The sequence below is a fragment of the Streptomyces sp. TSRI0281 genome, assembly GCF_001905125.1.
GTDB lineage: Bacteria > Actinomycetota > Actinomycetes > Streptomycetales > Streptomycetaceae > Streptomyces.
The window spans coordinates 1,362,777-1,378,645 of the sequence record NZ_LWLE01000001.1 but is presented as its reverse complement, the minus strand read 5'-3'; the positions used below and the strand labels follow the sequence as shown (position 1 = coordinate 1,378,645).

The 15,869-nt window shown below is 73.4% G+C and carries 7 protein-coding genes; all 7 read right to left on the bottom strand.

The window, feature by feature from the left end; genetic code table 11:
* Positions 1–109 precede the first annotated feature (109 nt).
* The 7 genes from A6A29_RS06415 to A6A29_RS06385 all read right to left on the bottom strand — a co-directional run bounded on the left by A6A29_RS06415 (position 110) and on the right by A6A29_RS06385 (position 15,849).
* On the bottom strand, positions 110–538 hold the full coding sequence (locus A6A29_RS06415; protein ID WP_241838331.1) for a hypothetical protein: 429 nt from the start codon (positions 536–538) through the stop codon (positions 110–112).
* A gap of 125 nt (positions 539–663) precedes the next feature.
* Positions 664–2,085, bottom strand: a complete 1,422-nt coding sequence (locus A6A29_RS06410) for an MDR family MFS transporter (protein ID WP_073718862.1) — start codon at positions 2,083–2,085, stop codon at positions 664–666.
* Positions 2,082–12,056 (bottom strand): non-ribosomal peptide synthetase, encoded by a 9,975-nt coding sequence (locus A6A29_RS06405; RefSeq protein ID WP_073718861.1) that lies wholly within the window; start codon positions 12,054–12,056, stop codon positions 2,082–2,084. Before A6A29_RS06405 ends, A6A29_RS06410 begins: the two co-directional genes overlap by 4 nt.
* 1 nt (position 12,057) lies before the next feature.
* Positions 12,058–12,843 (bottom strand): ABC transporter ATP-binding protein, encoded by a 786-nt coding sequence (locus A6A29_RS06400; protein WP_073718860.1) that lies wholly within the window; start codon positions 12,841–12,843, stop codon positions 12,058–12,060.
* Positions 12,840–13,769 (bottom strand): FecCD family ABC transporter permease, encoded by a 930-nt coding sequence (locus tag A6A29_RS06395; protein ID WP_241838357.1) that lies wholly within the window; start codon positions 13,767–13,769, stop codon positions 12,840–12,842. Before A6A29_RS06395 ends, A6A29_RS06400 begins: the two co-directional genes overlap by 4 nt.
* 62 nt (positions 13,770–13,831) lie before the next feature.
* Positions 13,832–14,854, bottom strand: a complete 1,023-nt coding sequence (locus A6A29_RS06390) for a FecCD family ABC transporter permease (protein WP_073718858.1) — start codon at positions 14,852–14,854, stop codon at positions 13,832–13,834.
* Entirely contained in the window at positions 14,851–15,849 is a 999-nt protein-coding gene (locus tag A6A29_RS06385; protein ID WP_073718857.1) for an ABC transporter substrate-binding protein, read from the bottom strand. Before A6A29_RS06385 ends, A6A29_RS06390 begins: the two co-directional genes overlap by 4 nt.
* Positions 15,850–15,869 lie beyond the last annotated feature (20 nt).

Below are 15,869 nucleotides of genomic sequence, written 5' to 3'. Positions count from 1 at the left end.
GAGAAACACCTCCCACCCACCCTTTTCGGCCACCCTCTCGGAGGTGGGCGGGGCCGACCTCCGCTCCGTACCACCGGCGTTGAGACGCAACGGTGCCGTCCGAAGCCCCTCACCACCGGAACTCACCGTCGTAGAGCCGCCGGTGCCACCATCCGTCACCGCACCGAACGCGCCGGTGTGCGAGCGGGTCGGGCAGGGTCCGACGTCGCAGCTCGGTATCGAGGGCCGCCACCAGCCGCCCGAGCTCGGCGCGGGCGGACGGGGACAGCGAGCGCAGCGCCTCTTGCAGGAGGTCCCGGGCGTTCGCCACGTTGACGAGCGAGGACTCCGGATGGGGAGAAGCCTCGAAACACAGGTCGAGGTAGCGGCCGGGTTGCCGCAGGAACGCCCGGTAGTGCCTGAGCGCGGCTTCGACCGCGCCACGCCACAGGCCGCCCGCAGGGTCGTCGTGTTCGCTTTCCCTGCGCTGGATCTCGGCGCAGGTGCGCTCGGAGAGACCCGGAATCCGTTCGGTCCAGGGGCCTGGGACCGGCGCCACCGGAGCTTCGGCGCGAAGCGCGCCGGGCCGCCTACGCGGCATGGGCCTTTCGGCAGGTCGTCACGATCACCATCGTGACGGACGGCCGGACGGTCCACAAGGCCCGGTGTCGGCGAGTGGGCGCATCACGGCTTCCCGGCCCGGGTCCGTGGCAGCCTCGTGGCTCCGGCGGCGGCGATCAGGCAGAAGCCGAGCACCCACCAGAAAGTGTCACCGAACGCCGCGGCGATGTCCGGGCCGCGGGCCGACAGCCGGTTCTGCAGGACCACGGCGAGGGCAGCGGTGCCGACCGAACCGCCCACGGTGTTGAGCAGGTTGAGCGCTCCGGCCGCGCGCGGAAGCTGCTCGGGCTCGATGCGGCTGTAGACGATGTTCATCACGGGCGCGCCGACCATGGCCATCCCGACGCCGCGGACCGCGAGCGCCGAGACGATCACGGCGTCCGGGACTTCGTGGCCGAGCTGGGTGAAGGGAACCGTGCCCGCGAGGATCAGCACGATGCCGGTGACCACCAGGGTCCGCGGCGCGACCTTGTTGATGGTGCGGTTGACCAGCACCGACCCGGCCGCCGCGCCCAGCCCCTGGGGGGCGAGCAGCAGCCCGGCCTCCCACGCCGACATTCCGCGGCCGGTCTGGAAGTACAGCGGCAGCAGGAACATCGTGCCGAACACCGACGCGCCCAGGACGAGCAGCGCGACGGCGGCGGCGCCGAAGGGCGGCCGGGCGAACAGCCGGGGGTCGACCAGCGGGGTGCGGCGGGTCCGCAGCCCGTGCACGGTGAAGCCGGTCAGCATCGCCAGCCCCGCCACCACGCCGACCGTGGCCGGGAGGGTGCGGCCGTGGGCGACCTCGGTCAGCCCGAACACCAGCACGGCCAGGCCGGGCGAGAGCAGCAGCGCCCCCCGCAGATCGAAGGCCGTACGCCGCGTCGACGGCGGCACCACGGGCACATGGCGGCGGGCGAGCAGGGCCGCGACCACTCCGATCGGCAGGTTGACCAGGAACAGCCACGGCCATGGCGCCACTTCGAGGATGGAGCCCCCGACCAGCGGGCCGAACACCGGTGACAGCAGCGGGACGACGGCGACGACGCTGATCACCCGCCCGGTGCGGCCGGGGCCCGCGACGCGGGCCAGCAGCGCCTGCCCGGTCGCGGGCAGCAGCCCGCCGCCGAGGCCCTGGATCACCCGGAACACGATCAGGCTGGTCACCGACCAGGCCGACGCGCACAGAATCGAGCCGAGCAGGAACACCCCCACGGCGACGAGCCACGTCCGCCGGCCGCCGAACCGGCCGGCCAGCCAGCCGGACGCGGGTACGGCGGCGACAACGGCCAGCAGGTAGGCGGTGGTGACCCATTGGATCTCGGCGACGGAGGCGCCGAACTCCTCGGTCAGGCTGTCGATGCCGACACTGACGATCGTGGCGTCCAGCGTGGCCATGAAGGTGCCGAGCACCAGGATGAACGCGACCCGCAGCAACTGCCTGTCCACGCGGTCGTCCGCCGGCGCGACGTTCCCGTCCGGCGGCGCGGTCTTCCCGCTCATCGGCCCTCCAGGAGAGCGAGCACGTCGTTGTCGAGGTGCTTGTCCAGGGTGCGCAGCAGGTCGAGCAGTTCCTCGGCGAGCCCGTCGACGTCCGTTCCGGCCCGGTGGGCGAACACGCCGGTCCAGCCGTCGCCGTCCGGCATGACGGTCAGGGTCACCGGGTGGTGCGTGGCCTCCCGGAAGCGGGTTGCGACGACCGTGAGCCCGGGGGCGGGTTCACGGAGGCGGTCCGGGTCGACCGGGTAGTTCTCGAACACCACCAGGCTGTCGAACAGCCTGCGCCGCCCGGTCAGCCGTTCCAGGTCGGTGAGGGCGACGTGGTGGTGCTCGACCAGCGCCCGCTGTCCGGCCTGCAGGCCGGTGAGCGTGTCGGCGAGCGTGCCGCCGAGCCGGGCCCGTACAGGCACGGTGTTGGCCAACAGCCCGATGATCTCCTCGACACCCTCCAGCTCCGGGGGACGGCAGGAGACCATGGCGCCGAAGCAGACGTCCGTGTGGCCGGATCGCCGCGCGAGCAGCACCGCCCACGCGCCCTGCACCAGCGTGTTCAGGGTCAGACCGCGCCGGGCGGCCAAGTGGGTGAGGCCGGCCACCAGTGCCGCGTCGAACGCGATGACCTCGGGTTCCTGCCAGGCCGGACCGGGTTCGCCGCCGCCCAGATAGTCGCCCTCGGGCAGACCCTCCAACTCGGCTGCCCAGGCGCCGAGATCGGGCTCGTGGTCGGCGCACCAGGCCAGGTAGTCGCCGAACGGTACGGGGGCGGGCAGACCGTGAGCCCCGCCGCGGACCCTCGCCGTGTAGAGCGCGAACAGCTCGGTGAGGATGCGCGGGGCCGACCAGCCGTCGGAGAGCACGTGATGGGTGGTCAGGACCAGGTCGGCGCGCTCGGAGTCACGCCGGATCACGGTCAGCCGGAAGAGCGGGCCCCGGGCGAGGTCGAACGGCTCGGCCAGGTCCGCCGCCAGCACCTCCTCGGCGGGCCCGTCGGTCACGCGGAAGTCCGGCCGGGGCGACGTGGGGATCACCGCCAGGAAGGCGGGGAACACGGCACCCAGGTTCGGGTGACGGGCCAGCAGGTCGGCGCCCGCGTCGCGCAGGGCGTCGGTGTCGAGCGGGCCGGCGAGGGTGAACGCCGACTGCACGGTGTACGGGTCGGGGCGCTCGGTGCGCGAGTGCCGCAGCATCACCTCCTGCAACGGGGTCAGCGGCTGCATGTCGGCGACCGGACGGTCCTGGTCGAGCGCCCTGATCTCCGGGGCGGCGGCGACGTGCAGGAGCGCGGTCCGCAGGCTCTCGGCCAGTTCCTCGGCCTCGGCTGCGGTGAACAGCGCGGACGGCCAGGTGATCCGGACCCCGAGCGCGTCGTCACGCACCAGGGCGTTGATCATCAGGCTGTACGGCAGGGGCATCGCGTCGGAGCCGTTCGAACCGAGCGGGTCGGCGTCCGGGGGTGCCTGCCACGGCGTCTCCCGCGCCGGGGCGCCGGGGTACCGGCCGAGGTAGTTCCAGGCGATCTCCGGTGCCACGGGGTCCAGCAGGCCCGCCGCGGTGAGAATGCCGTGGCCGAGGCCGTCGCCCTGTGCGCGCAGCCGTTCCCTGACCGCCTTCACGTCGTCGCCCGCGTCGAGTCGCACGGGGTGGACGGCGGTGAACCAGCCGACGGTCTGGGACAGGTCGACCTGTCGGGGGCGGCCATGGCTCTCCAGCGCGACCAGCACCTGCGGTGTCCCGCGCCAGGCCCGTACCGCCTGGCCGAGCGCCGTCAGCAGCACGGCGTCCGGCGTGGTGCGGTAGGCGGCCGGCAGGGTCGTGATCAGGGCGCGGGTCGAGTCGGCGTCGAGCCGGATCTCGTGGTGTGTCGCGGTCGCCACGGTGTCCCGGGCGGGGTCGAGCGGGCGGGTGAGCGCCGGTGTGGTGTTCATCCGCCGCCAGTGCGGGAGTTCGGCCCGCCGGTCGGCGTCGCGCAGCGACCGCGCCCAGCCGAGGAACGACTGACCGTGCCGGGCCAGTGATCCACCGGAGTGGGCGTGTTCCAGGTCGTCCAGCAGGATGCGCCAGGACACGCCGTCGACGACCAGGTGGTGGGCGATCAGGACGAGCCGGCCCGGCCGGTCCGGTCCGGCGTCCACCCACACCGCGCGCAGCAGGGGGCCGGTGCGCGGGTCCATGGACTCCCGGGCGGCGGCGATCGCGGCGTCGGCCGGGCCCCGCAGGTCTTCTGCCGCCGCTACACGGGTCAGCACCTCGGCACCGGTCACCGTGCCGACCGGCGGGATGCGCAGCACGTCGTCGGCCAGGTGGGCCCGCAGTACGTCGTGACGGGCCAGGAGCGCGTCGAGCACGGCCCGCCAGGCCGGCTCGTCGCCGCCCGGCGGGACGCAGATCTCCACCCATTGGCAGAATCCGTCCGCGGCGGAGCCGGCGCGGCGCAGCAGGTCCCGCATGATCGGGGTCAGCGGTGCGTCCCCGTCCGCGGGTCCCGCACCGCCGTCGAGGGCGCGCGCCCGCGCCGCGATCCCGGCGACCGTCTCTCCCTCGAACACGTCCCGCGCGCTCAGGCCGAGGCCCTGGCGCCGGGCCCGCGACACCACTTGCAGCGACACGATGCTGTCCCCGCCGATGGCGAAGAAGCTGTCGTCGGGGCCGATGTCATCGGTGCCCAGGACGTCCTGGAACACCCCGAGCAGCACCGCTTCCGCCCCGGTGGCGGGTTCGCGCCGCGGGGCGGCCACGGTCTCGGGAGCGGGCAGCGCGGCTGTGTCGAGCTTGCCGCTGGGGCTCAGCGGCAGCCGGTCGATCGGTACGAGCGCCGTCGGCACCATGTGGTCGGGCAGTTCCTCGGCCAGGTACGCGCGCACCCGCGCGGTGTCGAGGTCGGCGTCGTCGGTCGGGATGACGTAGCCGACGAGCCTGCCCTCCCGCATGATCACGGCACCGGCGCGCACATCGGGGTGGCTGGTCAGAGTGGACTCGATCTCACCCAGCTCGACCCGGAAGCCGCGGACCTTCACCTGGTGGTCGGCGCGGCCGAGGAACACCAGCTGTCCGTCCGGCCGCCACCGCACCAGGTCGCCCGTGCGGTACAACCGCTCCCCCGGCGGGCCGAACGGGTCGGCCACGAAGGTCGCGGCGGTCAGACCGGGGCGGCCGAGGTATCCGCGGGCCAGGCTCGGCCCGCCGAGGTAGAGCTCGCCCGTGACACCGACGCCGACCGGCTGGAGTCCGCCGTCGAGGACATAGGCGCGGACGTTGGGGTCGGGGCGGCCGATCGGCAGCGGCCCGGCGTCGTCCGGGTCGTAGTGCCAGGTCGTGGAGTTGATGGTGACCTCGGTCGGACCGTAGGCGTTGAACAGCGCCCTGCGGCCCCGGCCCCAGCGTCGTGCCAGCTCGGGGTCGAGGCGTTCGGCTCCGACGACGAAGAACACGTCGGGGTCGACGGTGCGGTCGTCGGGCATCGCGGCCAGGAACGAGGGAAGCAGGTTCACTCCGGTCACCCGGTGCTCGACGATGTAGTCGAGCAGTTCGTCGCCGGGGACGCGTACCTCCTCGGGTGCGATCACCGACGTACCGCCGGAGAGCAGGGGCACCATGGTCTGCCAGAACGCGACGTCGAAGCCGGTCGACGCGAAGTGCAGGTACCGGTCGTTCTCGGTGACGCCGACGACCTCCTCCTGGAGCGCGATCAGGTCGGGCACGCCCCGGTGGGTCACGCCGACGCCCTTGGGCCGCCCGGTGGTTCCGGAGGTGTAGATGACGTAGGCGAGCGCGTCCTCGGTGAGCCCGGCGCGTGCCCCGGCCGGGTCGGTGTCCGCCGCGGACGCGAGTGTGGCCGGGTCGTCGAGCCGCAGTACCGGTATCTCGCGGTCGACGGGCAGTTCGGCGCCGGTCGTCACGGCGGCTGCCGGGGCGATGTCGTCGAACATGTACGCCAGCCGCTCCCGCGGGTAGCTCGCGTCCATCGGCACGTACACCGCGCCCGCCCTGGCCACGCCGAACAGCGCCACGGTCATCTCGATGTCGCGTCCGAGCAGGACCGCGACCGGGTCCTGGGGCCGTACCCCACGCCCGATCAGCGCGTGGGCGAGCCGGTTGGCCTGCCGGTCCAGCTCGGCATAGCTGAGGCTGCGGTCGCGGCAGACCAGGGCCTCGGCGTCGGGCCTGCGGCGCACCTGGGCGGCGAACTCCTCCAGCCAGTGGCCGCGGGCCTTGGCGGGGACGGCCGCGGTGCCGGTACGCAGCATCCGCGCCCGCTCGTCGGGGTCGAGCGCGGACAGCCGGATCGCGGGCCGTGCCGGGTCGTCGACGATCTCCCGCAGGAGGTGGTGCAGCCAGCGGCCGTAGTCGCGCACGGTCTCCGCGGCGAAGGCGTGCGGCTGGTAGCCGAGGCCGATCGTGATCTCCTCGTCCGGAATCACGATGACGGTCAGCGCGTAGTGCGTGGCGTCGGTGATGTCCACGCCCGCCAGGTCGAGGCCGGGGGCGAGCGGAGTGCGCTTCCGGCTGGACAGCGGGAAGTTCTCCATGACCAGCATCGTGTCGAAGAGTTCGCCGATGCCCACCGCCCGCTGGATCTCGGGCAGGCCGATGTGGTGGTGCTCGCCCAGTGCGACGCTGTCGGCGTGCACGTGTGCCATGAGGTCCCGCGCGGTCTGGTCCTGGGTGTGCCGCACCCGCACCGGGATGGTGGTGCCGAGCTGGCCGATCATCGACTCCACGCCGTCGACCTCGGCGGGCCGCCCGGACACCGGGCAGCCGAACACGACATCGCGGCGCCCGGTGAGCCTGCCCAGCAGCAGGCCCCACGCCGTCTGGAGCACCGTCGTCAGAGTGACGCCCTGTTCACGGGCGAACGCCCGCAGCCGGTCACTGAACTCGCGTCCCAGTCCGACGATTTCGCGGCCCGGCCGCTCGACACCGGTTCCGGTGCTCGCGGGTGCCAGCCGTGTGGCGTCGTCGACTCCGGCCAGCGCGTCCCGCCACGCGGCGAGCGACGCCTCCCGGTCCCGGCCCGCCAGCCACCGGAAGTACTCCGACAGCGGCGGGGCAACGGGGGCGGCGGGGCCGCCGCTCAGCTCGGCGTAGATGGCGAGCAGGGTGCGGCCGACCAGCGGCATCGACCAGCCGTCGAGCAGGGCGTGGTGGTTCGTGATCACCAGCTTGTGCTCGGCGGGCCCGACGCGGGACAGCAGGAAACGGATCAGCGGCGGCCTGGCCGGGTCGAACGGGCGCTCCAGATCGAAGCGGGCGGCGTCGGGGAACCGGTCGTCCTGCCGCCAGTCCAGGGCGACATCGGCGGGGATCACCTGCACCACGTCGTCCCCGGCCGTGCCCAGGTACACACGCAGGGCGGGGTGGCGGCGCAGCAGTTCGCGGGCCGCCTCGGCCATCCGGTCCGGCTCCAGCTCACCGGCCAGGGTGGTCACGGCCTGGACGACATAGACGTCGGTGTCGTCCTCGTCACGGACCAGGGTGTGGAAGGACAGCCCGACCTGGAGGGGTGTGGCGGGCAGTACGTCGGCGATGCGGCCGGTGCGTTCGAGGGCGTCGATGGCGGTCTGGTCGAGGTCGACCAGCGGCAGGTCGGACGGGGTGAGGCCGCCCGGGGTGTGGAGCGCGTGCTCGGCGAGCGCGTCCAGGGCGGCGGCCCAGGCGCTCTGGAGCGCCGCGACGACGTCGGTGCCGAGCACCCCGGTCGCGGCCGTCCACTCGACGGCGAGCCGTGGTGAACCCTCTTCATGGACGAAGCAGTTGAGGGCCAGCACCTGTTCCAGGGCCTTGGCGCCGGGCTCGTTCACCGAGAAGGCGTCGTGCTCGGGCAGGCGCCATCCGGTTCCGGACAGCGGGGCGAACCGGCCCAGGTAGTTGAGCAGCACGTCCGGCGGCGGGGTGGCCGCGAGTTCGGCACGGGTTTCGGGGTCGAGGTGGCGCAGGACGCCGTAGCCGACACCGCCGTCGGGGACGCCGCGCCTGGCCTCCTTGGCGGCGCGCAGCGCCTGCCCGATGTCGTCGGACGCGGGAACGCGCACCGGGTACTCGCTGGTGAACCAGCCGATGGTGCGGGACAGGTCGAGGTGTTCGCGGCCGTGGCCCTCCATGGACACGGTCACCGCGTCGCCCGGCAGGCCCCAGTTCCGCAGGGTGAGTACGAGGGCGGCCAGCAGCACCTCGTCGACACCGGCGCGGTACGCCGCGGGCAGGGTGGTCAGCAGCGCCTCGGTGGCTTCGGCCGAGGCCACGGTGACCGACCGGTGGGCGGTCGACACCGTGTCCCGCGTGTGGTCCAGCGGCCGGGCGCCCAGCCGGGACGCGGAGCCGAGCGCGGTCCGCCAGTGGTCGAGTTCGCCCCGGCGCGTACCGGATTGGCCCTGGTCGGCGAGGAGCGTGGCGTGCCGCCGCCATGACGTGCCGACCGGGTCGAGCGTGCCGCCCGTGCAGGCCGTGTACAGGTCGGGCAGCAGGATGCGCCAGGACACGCCGTCCATGGCGAGGTGGTGCACGACGACGACCAGCCGGTCCGACGTGCCGTCACCGGTGCGGAGCAGGGCGGCCCGCAGCAGGTCGCCCGTACTGGGGTCCAGCTCTCCCGCCAGCCGCCGGGCCAGTGCGCTCACGTCCTCGCCGTGGACCTCGCCGACGACGGCCCGCACGGCGCCGCGGGGCAGGATCTCCAGTTCCCCGCCCGCCCGCAGCCGCAGTGCGTCGTGGTGGTCGAGTACGGCCTGCACGCCGGTGACCAGGTCGTCGTGGACGAGTTCGTCGACACGCAGGGCGGTCCACTGCGCGTAGCCGGCGACGACGTCCACATCCGGATGCGGGTCGAGGAGACCGCGCACGATCGGCGGCGCGGGCACGGACCCGACCGGGTCGTCCGCCGGCTCGGGAACGTCCTCCAGCAGCTCGGCGGAGGCGGCCAGCGCCGCGAAACTGCGGCGCGCCAGCAGGTCCCGGGGACGCAGCCCGACGCCCACCGCCCGCAGTCTGCTGCTGACGGTGATCGCGGTGATGCTGTCCCCGCCGAGGGCGAAGAAGTCGTCGTCCACGCCGACCCGTTCGACATCGAGCGCCTCGGCGAGGACCGCGCACAGCAGCCGCTCCCGCTCGGTGCCCGGCTCCCGGCCGCCGCCGGGCAGCGCGGGCGCGGGCAGGGCGGCGCGGTCGAGCTTGCCGTTGGGCGTCACCGGCAGCTCGGCCAGCACCACGACCGCCGCAGGCACCATGTGCTCGGGCAGCCGCTCGGCCAGACGGGCACGTACCTCGTCCCCGGTGACCGAGGTGGACACGACGTAACCGATCAGCCGGGACGACCGCACCCTGGCGGCCGACGCGGTGACTCCGGGCACCGCGGCGAGCGCTGCCTCGACCTCACCGGTCTCCACCCGGTGGCCGCGGATCTTGACCTGTCCGTCGCCCCGGCCCCGGTACTCCAGGCCCCGGCCGGGCACCCATCGGGCCAGGTCGCCGGTGCGGTACATCCGCTCCCCCGGCGCGCCGAACGGGTCGGCGACGAAGCGCTCGGCGGTCGCTCCGGGCCTGCCGAGGTAACCGCGGGCCAGGTGCGGTCCGGCCAGGTACAGCTCGCCCGCGGTGCCGTGCGGCACCGGCTGCAGCGAGCTGTCCAGCACATAGATCCGGGTGCCCGCGAGCGGGTGGCCGATCGTCGGCTCGTCGCCGTCGATCGGTGCGGTGGTGCTGTCCACCGTCGCCTCGGTCGGCCCGTACATGTTGCGCGCGGTGATGCCCGACCCGGCGACCCGCCGCCACAGCGCGGGCGGGGTGGCTTCCCCGCCGAGGACCAGCAGCGTCGGCCGCCGGTCCAGCAGGCCGCCGTCGATCAGCGGCGTGGCCATCGACGGCGTGGTGTCCACGATGTCGATGCCGTCGCGGGCGTACGCGGCGAGGAGTGCGTCGGCGTCGCGGGCGGTCTCGGTGTCGTAGACGTGCAGTTCGTGCCCGCACAGCAGCCACACCAGGTGGTCGAACGCGGAATCGAAGGCGAACGAGTAGGTGTGCGCGGCGCGCAGCCGCCTGCCCGCGGACCGTTCGGCCTCCGCGACGACCGTCGCACGCTGGTGGTGCAGCAGCGAGGCCAGGCCGCCGGCCCGGCCGAGCACGCCCTTGGGGCGTCCGGTCGACCCGGAGGTATGGATCACATAGGCGAGGTGTTCGGGGTGCCGGGGCCCGGCCAGTTCATCGGCCGTCAGGGGCGCGCCGGACAGCGCGGCGGCCTCGTCGAGCAGGGTGTTCCACGGCAGCCCGTCGACCGCACCGGCAGTCAGGACCAGCGCGGGCCGGGTGTCGTCGATCAGCTCGCGCAGCCGCTCGGGCGGGTACGCGGCGTCCAGGGGCAGGAACGCGGCGCCCGCGTCCAGCACCGCCAGCAGGGCGACCACCGAGTCGGCCGAACGGGGCAGCGCGAGCGCCACGACGTCGTCGGCCCCGATCCCACGGGCCCGCAGCGCACGGGCCAGCCGGTGGACCCGGCCCGCCAGGTCCGCCGCGGACAGCCGGTCGTCGCCGCACACCAGGGCCGTACGCCCCGGACCGGCGGCGACCATCGTGCCGAACGCGGTCGGCACGTCCACCGGCGTGCCGGGCAGCGCGGGCGGGCACCAGTCGGCCGGCGGCCGGTCCACGTCGGCGGTCAGGGCGATCCGCCCGACGGGCAGCCCGTCGGTCAGCCCGGACAGCAGTGCCCGCAGTCCGGACAGCAGACCGTCGACCGCGGCCTGGTCGTTGGACCGGGCGTCGACTTCGAAGCCGAGCAGCAGCCCACCGTCACGGGTCGGCAGGACGCTCAGGCCCATGTCCTCGGGCGGACCGCCCGCGACGTTGCGCATCACACCGCCGGCCCCGGCGAAGTCGATCGCCAAATCGAACGCCTTGAGGTTGATCCCGCGTCCGTGCAGCAGCGCGCCGGCGCCGGGTGCTCCGAGGTCCCTCGGCAGATCCTCGCCCCGGTAACGCTGGTGGTCGCGCATCTCGCGCATGGCGGAGGCGACCCGCCGGCTCAGCTCCCCGAGCCCGTCCCCGCCGCGCACGGTCACCCGCAGCGGCAGCACATTGACCGCCATGGCGGGGGTACGCAGCTCGGTCGAACCCGCCCGGCACATCAGCGGCAGCGCGAACACCACATCGGTGCGGCCCAGCATGCGGTGCAGGAAGGCGGCGTAGCAGGCGATCAGTGCCTCACCCCAGGTGACGCCCTGCCCGTCGGCGAAGGCGCGCAGCCGGGCGGTCTCCTCGGGCGTGACGACGGCGCGGGCGGTCAGGGTGCGGTCGGGCGAACCGGCGGCGGTGTCGGGATCAGCGAGGTGGCCGAGGTCGGGGAGCGGGGTGAACCGCTCGACCCAGTACGCGCGGTCCTCGGCGAACCGGTCGCTGTCGCGGTAGGCCCGGTCGGCGGCGACGAGTCGGGCGAAGGCGCCGAAGGCCGACTTCGGCGGCTCGGTCCCGCGTACCAGGGCGGTGTAGCGGGCGGCGGTGCGGCGGGCGAGCATCGCGGCGGTGTAACCGTCGAAGACCAGGTGGTGGCCGAGCTGAGTGTACCAGACCTCGCGGTCGGACAGCCTGATGACGGTACGTGCGTACAGCGGCCGGTCCACCATCCCCCGGCATGCCTCGGCCGCCCGGCCCCGCTCGGCGTCGACGAGCGCGTGTGCGGCGGCCACGGGATCGGGGGCGCCGCTGACGTCGACCACCGAGGGCGGCTCGACCGGCTCCCGGCTCACCGCCTGGCGTGGCCCGTCCGGGGTGTCGTACACCCGCAGCCGCAGCGTGTCGGCCTCCTCGGTGGTCGCCCGGACCGCTTCCGCCAGCGCGTCCACGTCGACCGGCTCGCTGCCGGATATCTCCACCACGTCGCCGACCATGTAGTACGGCGAGTCGGGTTCGAGGCGTTGCGCGTTCCAGATGCCCAACTGGGCGCTGGTCAGGGCGAGGAGGCCGTCCGATGACACGCTTGCGGTGCTCAACTTACTCTCCTGGAAGTGTGGGAACGATCATCGGTGTGCCGGTCACCGGGTCGGGGACGATGACGCTCGGCAGGTCGAACACGTCCTTGATCAGCGCGGCGTCCACGATGTCCCCGGGGTCGCCCTCGGCGACCACCCGGCCGTCCTTCATGGCGATCAGGTGGTCGGCGAACCGGCATGCCTGGTTGATGTCGTGCAGGACCGCGACCACCGTCCGGCCCTCGTTGCGCAGCCGGGCCAACAGGCCGAGCAGCTGGTACTGGTGGGTGATGTCCAGGAACGACGTCGGTTCGTCGAGCAGCAGATAGGGCGTCTGCTGGGCGAGCACCATGGCCATCCACACCCGCTGCCGCTGTCCGCCGGACAACTCCTGCACCGGCCGGTCGGCGAGGTCGCCGACCCCGGCGGCGGCCATCGCCCCGGTGACGGCCTCCTCGTCGTCCGGCGACCACAGCGCCAGCATCGACTGGTGGGGGAACCGCCCCCGGCCCACCAGTTGCCGGACCCTGATGTCGTCGGGTGCCAGCGGATCCTGCGGCAGGAAGCCGAGTTGCTTGGCAAGCGCCTTGGTCGCATAGCCGCCGACCGCGCGGCCGTCGAGTTCCACCTGACCGGAGTCGGGGCGCAGCAGCCGGACCAGGGCGCTCAACAGGGTTGACTTCCCACAGGCGTTGGGGCCCACGATGGCGGTGAACGCGCCGTCGGGGATGTCGAGGCTCAGCCGTGTGGACACGACGCGGTCTCCGTAGCGCAGGGTGATCTCCCGCGCCGTCAGGCGTGCGGTCACGCGCGCCTCACCTCCTTGGTCAGCAGCCAGATCAAGTAACAACCGCCGATCGCGGTGCTCACCACGCCGACGGGCAGCGCGACGGGCGCCAGCAGCATCTGGGCGATCAGGTCGGCGCCCAGGAGCAGCACCGCCCCGGTGAGCGCGGCCGGGAGCAGCGGCACTCCGGCCGCGCCCGCGAGCCTGCGGCCGATCTGCGGGGCGGCGAGGGCGATGAACGCGATCGGCCCGGCCACCGCGGTCACCGTGGCCGTGCAGCCGACGCCGACCAGCACCATCAGCAGTCGCAGCCGGTCGAGCCCGACCCCGGTGGTCACCGCGATCGCGTCGCCGAGCGATGCCTGGTGCATGGCGTGCGCCCGCGCGGTCATCAGGGTGAGCAGGACGGCGATCACCGTGAACGGGATTCCCAGGTCGGCCCAGCCCACGCCGTTGAGCGAGCCGGCGCTCCAGCCGACGGCGGCGATCGCCACCTCCAGTTCGGCGCGCAGCACGATCCACGAGTTGATCGCGGTCACCATCGCGTTGAACGCGATTCCGATGACCACCAACCGCATCCCGGAGAAGCCCCGTTCGAACGACAGCAGATAGATCGCGGCCGCGACGACCAGCCCGCCGAGCACCGAGCCGACGGCCAGTTGCGCAGAGGTGCCCGACAGCACGGTGATGGCGACCAGGGCGCCGGTGTAGGCGCCCGCGTCGAGACCGATGACGTCCGGGCTGCCCATCGGGTTGCGGGTGAGGTTCTGGAAGATCGCCCCCGCCACACCGAGCGCGGCGCCGAAGACCAGTCCGGCGAGCACGCGCGGCAACCGCCAGTCCCGGATCACCACGGAGGGGTCCGACCCGCTCAGCGCGGCGAACACCTCGCCGGGGGTGGACCATGACGCCCCGTAGCAGAGCCCGAGCAGGCCCAGGCCCAGCATCAGGGTCACCAGCACGGCGCAGAGCACCACCGTGCGTCGTTCGGCCCTCGGTGCGAGCGCCTTCACAGCGACCCCGCCCCGTAGCGGCGAACGGCCCAGATGAGCATGGGGCCGCCGAGGAACGCGGTCACGATGGCCACCGGAACCTCGCCGGTGGGCAGCAGTACCCGCGACCCGATGTCGGCGATCAGCAGCAGGATCGGACCCAGCACCATCGTGTAGAGGATCAGCCACGGCACGGAGCCCGCGGCCGGTCTGCGGACCAGGTGCGGCACGATCAGCCCGACGAACAGGATCGGCCCGGCCACCGCCGTGGCCGCCCCGCTGAGCACGGTGATCAGTACCAGGGCGAGGGCCCGGACCCGGCCCACGCCCGCCCCCAGGGTGTGCGCCACGCTCTCGCCCAGCGTCAGTGCGTTGAGTGCGCGGCTCAGCATCAGCGCGCCGAGCAGGGACACGGCGATCGCGGCCAACGGCAGTGCCAGTGGCGCCTGTTCGCGGGCCGCCAGCGACCCGACCGACCAGAACCGGTAGGTGTCGAAGACGTCCGGGAGCATCAGCCGCATGCCCAGCGAGACGCCGCTGAGCACCGCGGTCAGAGCCACACCGGTGAGCACCAGGCGCAGGGGTGAGCGCCGCCCGACCGCGGCGACCAGCAGCGCCGCGAGCACGGAGCCGGCGATCGCGAAGCCCAGTTCGCCCGCCTGTCCGGCGGCCAGTCCGAGCGCCGATCCGACGGTGACGGCGCATCCGGCGCCCGCGGTGACCCCGAGGATGCCGGGCTCGGCCAGGGGGTTGCGGGCCAGCGTCTGGATCAGCGCGCCGGCCACCGCGAGCGCGGCGCCCACCGCGATGGCCAGCAGCGCGCGCGGCGCCCGGACGTCCCGCACGATCACGTGGTCGTCGGTGCCGTGGAAGTCCAGGAACGCCCGCACGACCTCGGCGGGCGGGACCGGGCGGGCCCCGACGCCCATGCTGAGCACGGCGACCGCTGCCAGCAGCACCAGTCCGCCGATCAGCAGGCCGGTCCGCGGTACGGCCCGCCTGGTTTCCGCCGCCCCGGACGCGCGGCCCGCGACGGTCACCGGTTCAGCAGCGGGGCGAGCGACTTGTCGATCGCGTCCAGGGTCTGCATCCCCTGCCCGTAGGTCGCGGCCTCGGTGTAGCGGAGCGGGAAGGCCTTCCCGGCCTTGACGGCGGGCAGGTTCTTCCACAGCTTCGAGTCCATGACGTACTGGACCGGCTTGGGGATGCTGCCGTCGGCGTTGACCGAGTACGTCATGACGTCGGCCTCACCGAACGCGGCCGGGAGCTCCTCGATGGACGGGTACTCGCTGACCGAGCGCGAACCCGGACCGGACTCCTTGACCTTGCCGTAGTACTTCGCGCCGAGGTCCTCGGCGATGTTGGTGCCCCACGAACCGCCGAACTCGCGCTGGAAGGTGCCCTTGGCGACCTCTCCGTACGCGCCGACGTGGCCGAGCTTGAGCTGGGGCAGCACGTCCTTGTACTTCGTGACCAGTTCGGCGGCCTTGGCCTCGTACGCGCCCTTCGCGGCGTCGAACCGCTTGAGCGCGCCGGCGGCGTCGGCCTGCTTGTGGGACAGCTCGCGCCATGCGGACGGCACGGTCGGACCGATCGCCACGACCGGGGCGATGGACTCCAGCCGCTTGATGTCGATGTCGCCGAGCACCGGGGCGGGCACCCCGATGACGATCAGGTCGGGCTCGGCCTCGGCCACGGCCTCGTAGTTGGTCTCGGCCGCCTGCTCCCCCGCCACCTTGGGGAGCTTCTTGTACGCGGCCAGGTCCTCCTTGGACATCATCGGCTCACCGCGCTTCCACGACGAGATACCGACCAGCGGCGCGTCGGCCTCGATCATGACCGGCACGGCATAGCCGGTGGCCACCACACGCTTCGGGTTCGCCGGGATGGTGATCTTGCCGTTGTCCGCGGCGAACACCCGGGTCCCGCCCTCCTCCGAGGCTTCCGACCCGCCCTCCGAGGAGAACCCGCATCCGGCCAGGACGAGGGTCAGCGACACAGCGCCGACCAGGCCGAACGATCTGCGTATGGACATGCGATTGCTCCTTGCTGGTT

Excerpts from the sequence above, each read along its gene's own strand:
- A6A29_RS06395 (WP_241838357.1), bottom strand. The coding sequence starts at position 13,769 with ATGCTGGGCCTGGGCCTGCTCGGGCTCTGCTACGGGGCGTCATGGTCC.
- A6A29_RS06385 (WP_073718857.1), bottom strand. The coding sequence starts at position 15,849 with ATGTCCATACGCAGATCGTTCGGCCTGGTCGGCGCTGTGTCGCTGACC.
- A6A29_RS06410 (WP_073718862.1), bottom strand. The coding sequence starts at position 2,085 with ATGAGCGGGAAGACCGCGCCGCCGGACGGGAACGTCGCGCCGGCGGAC.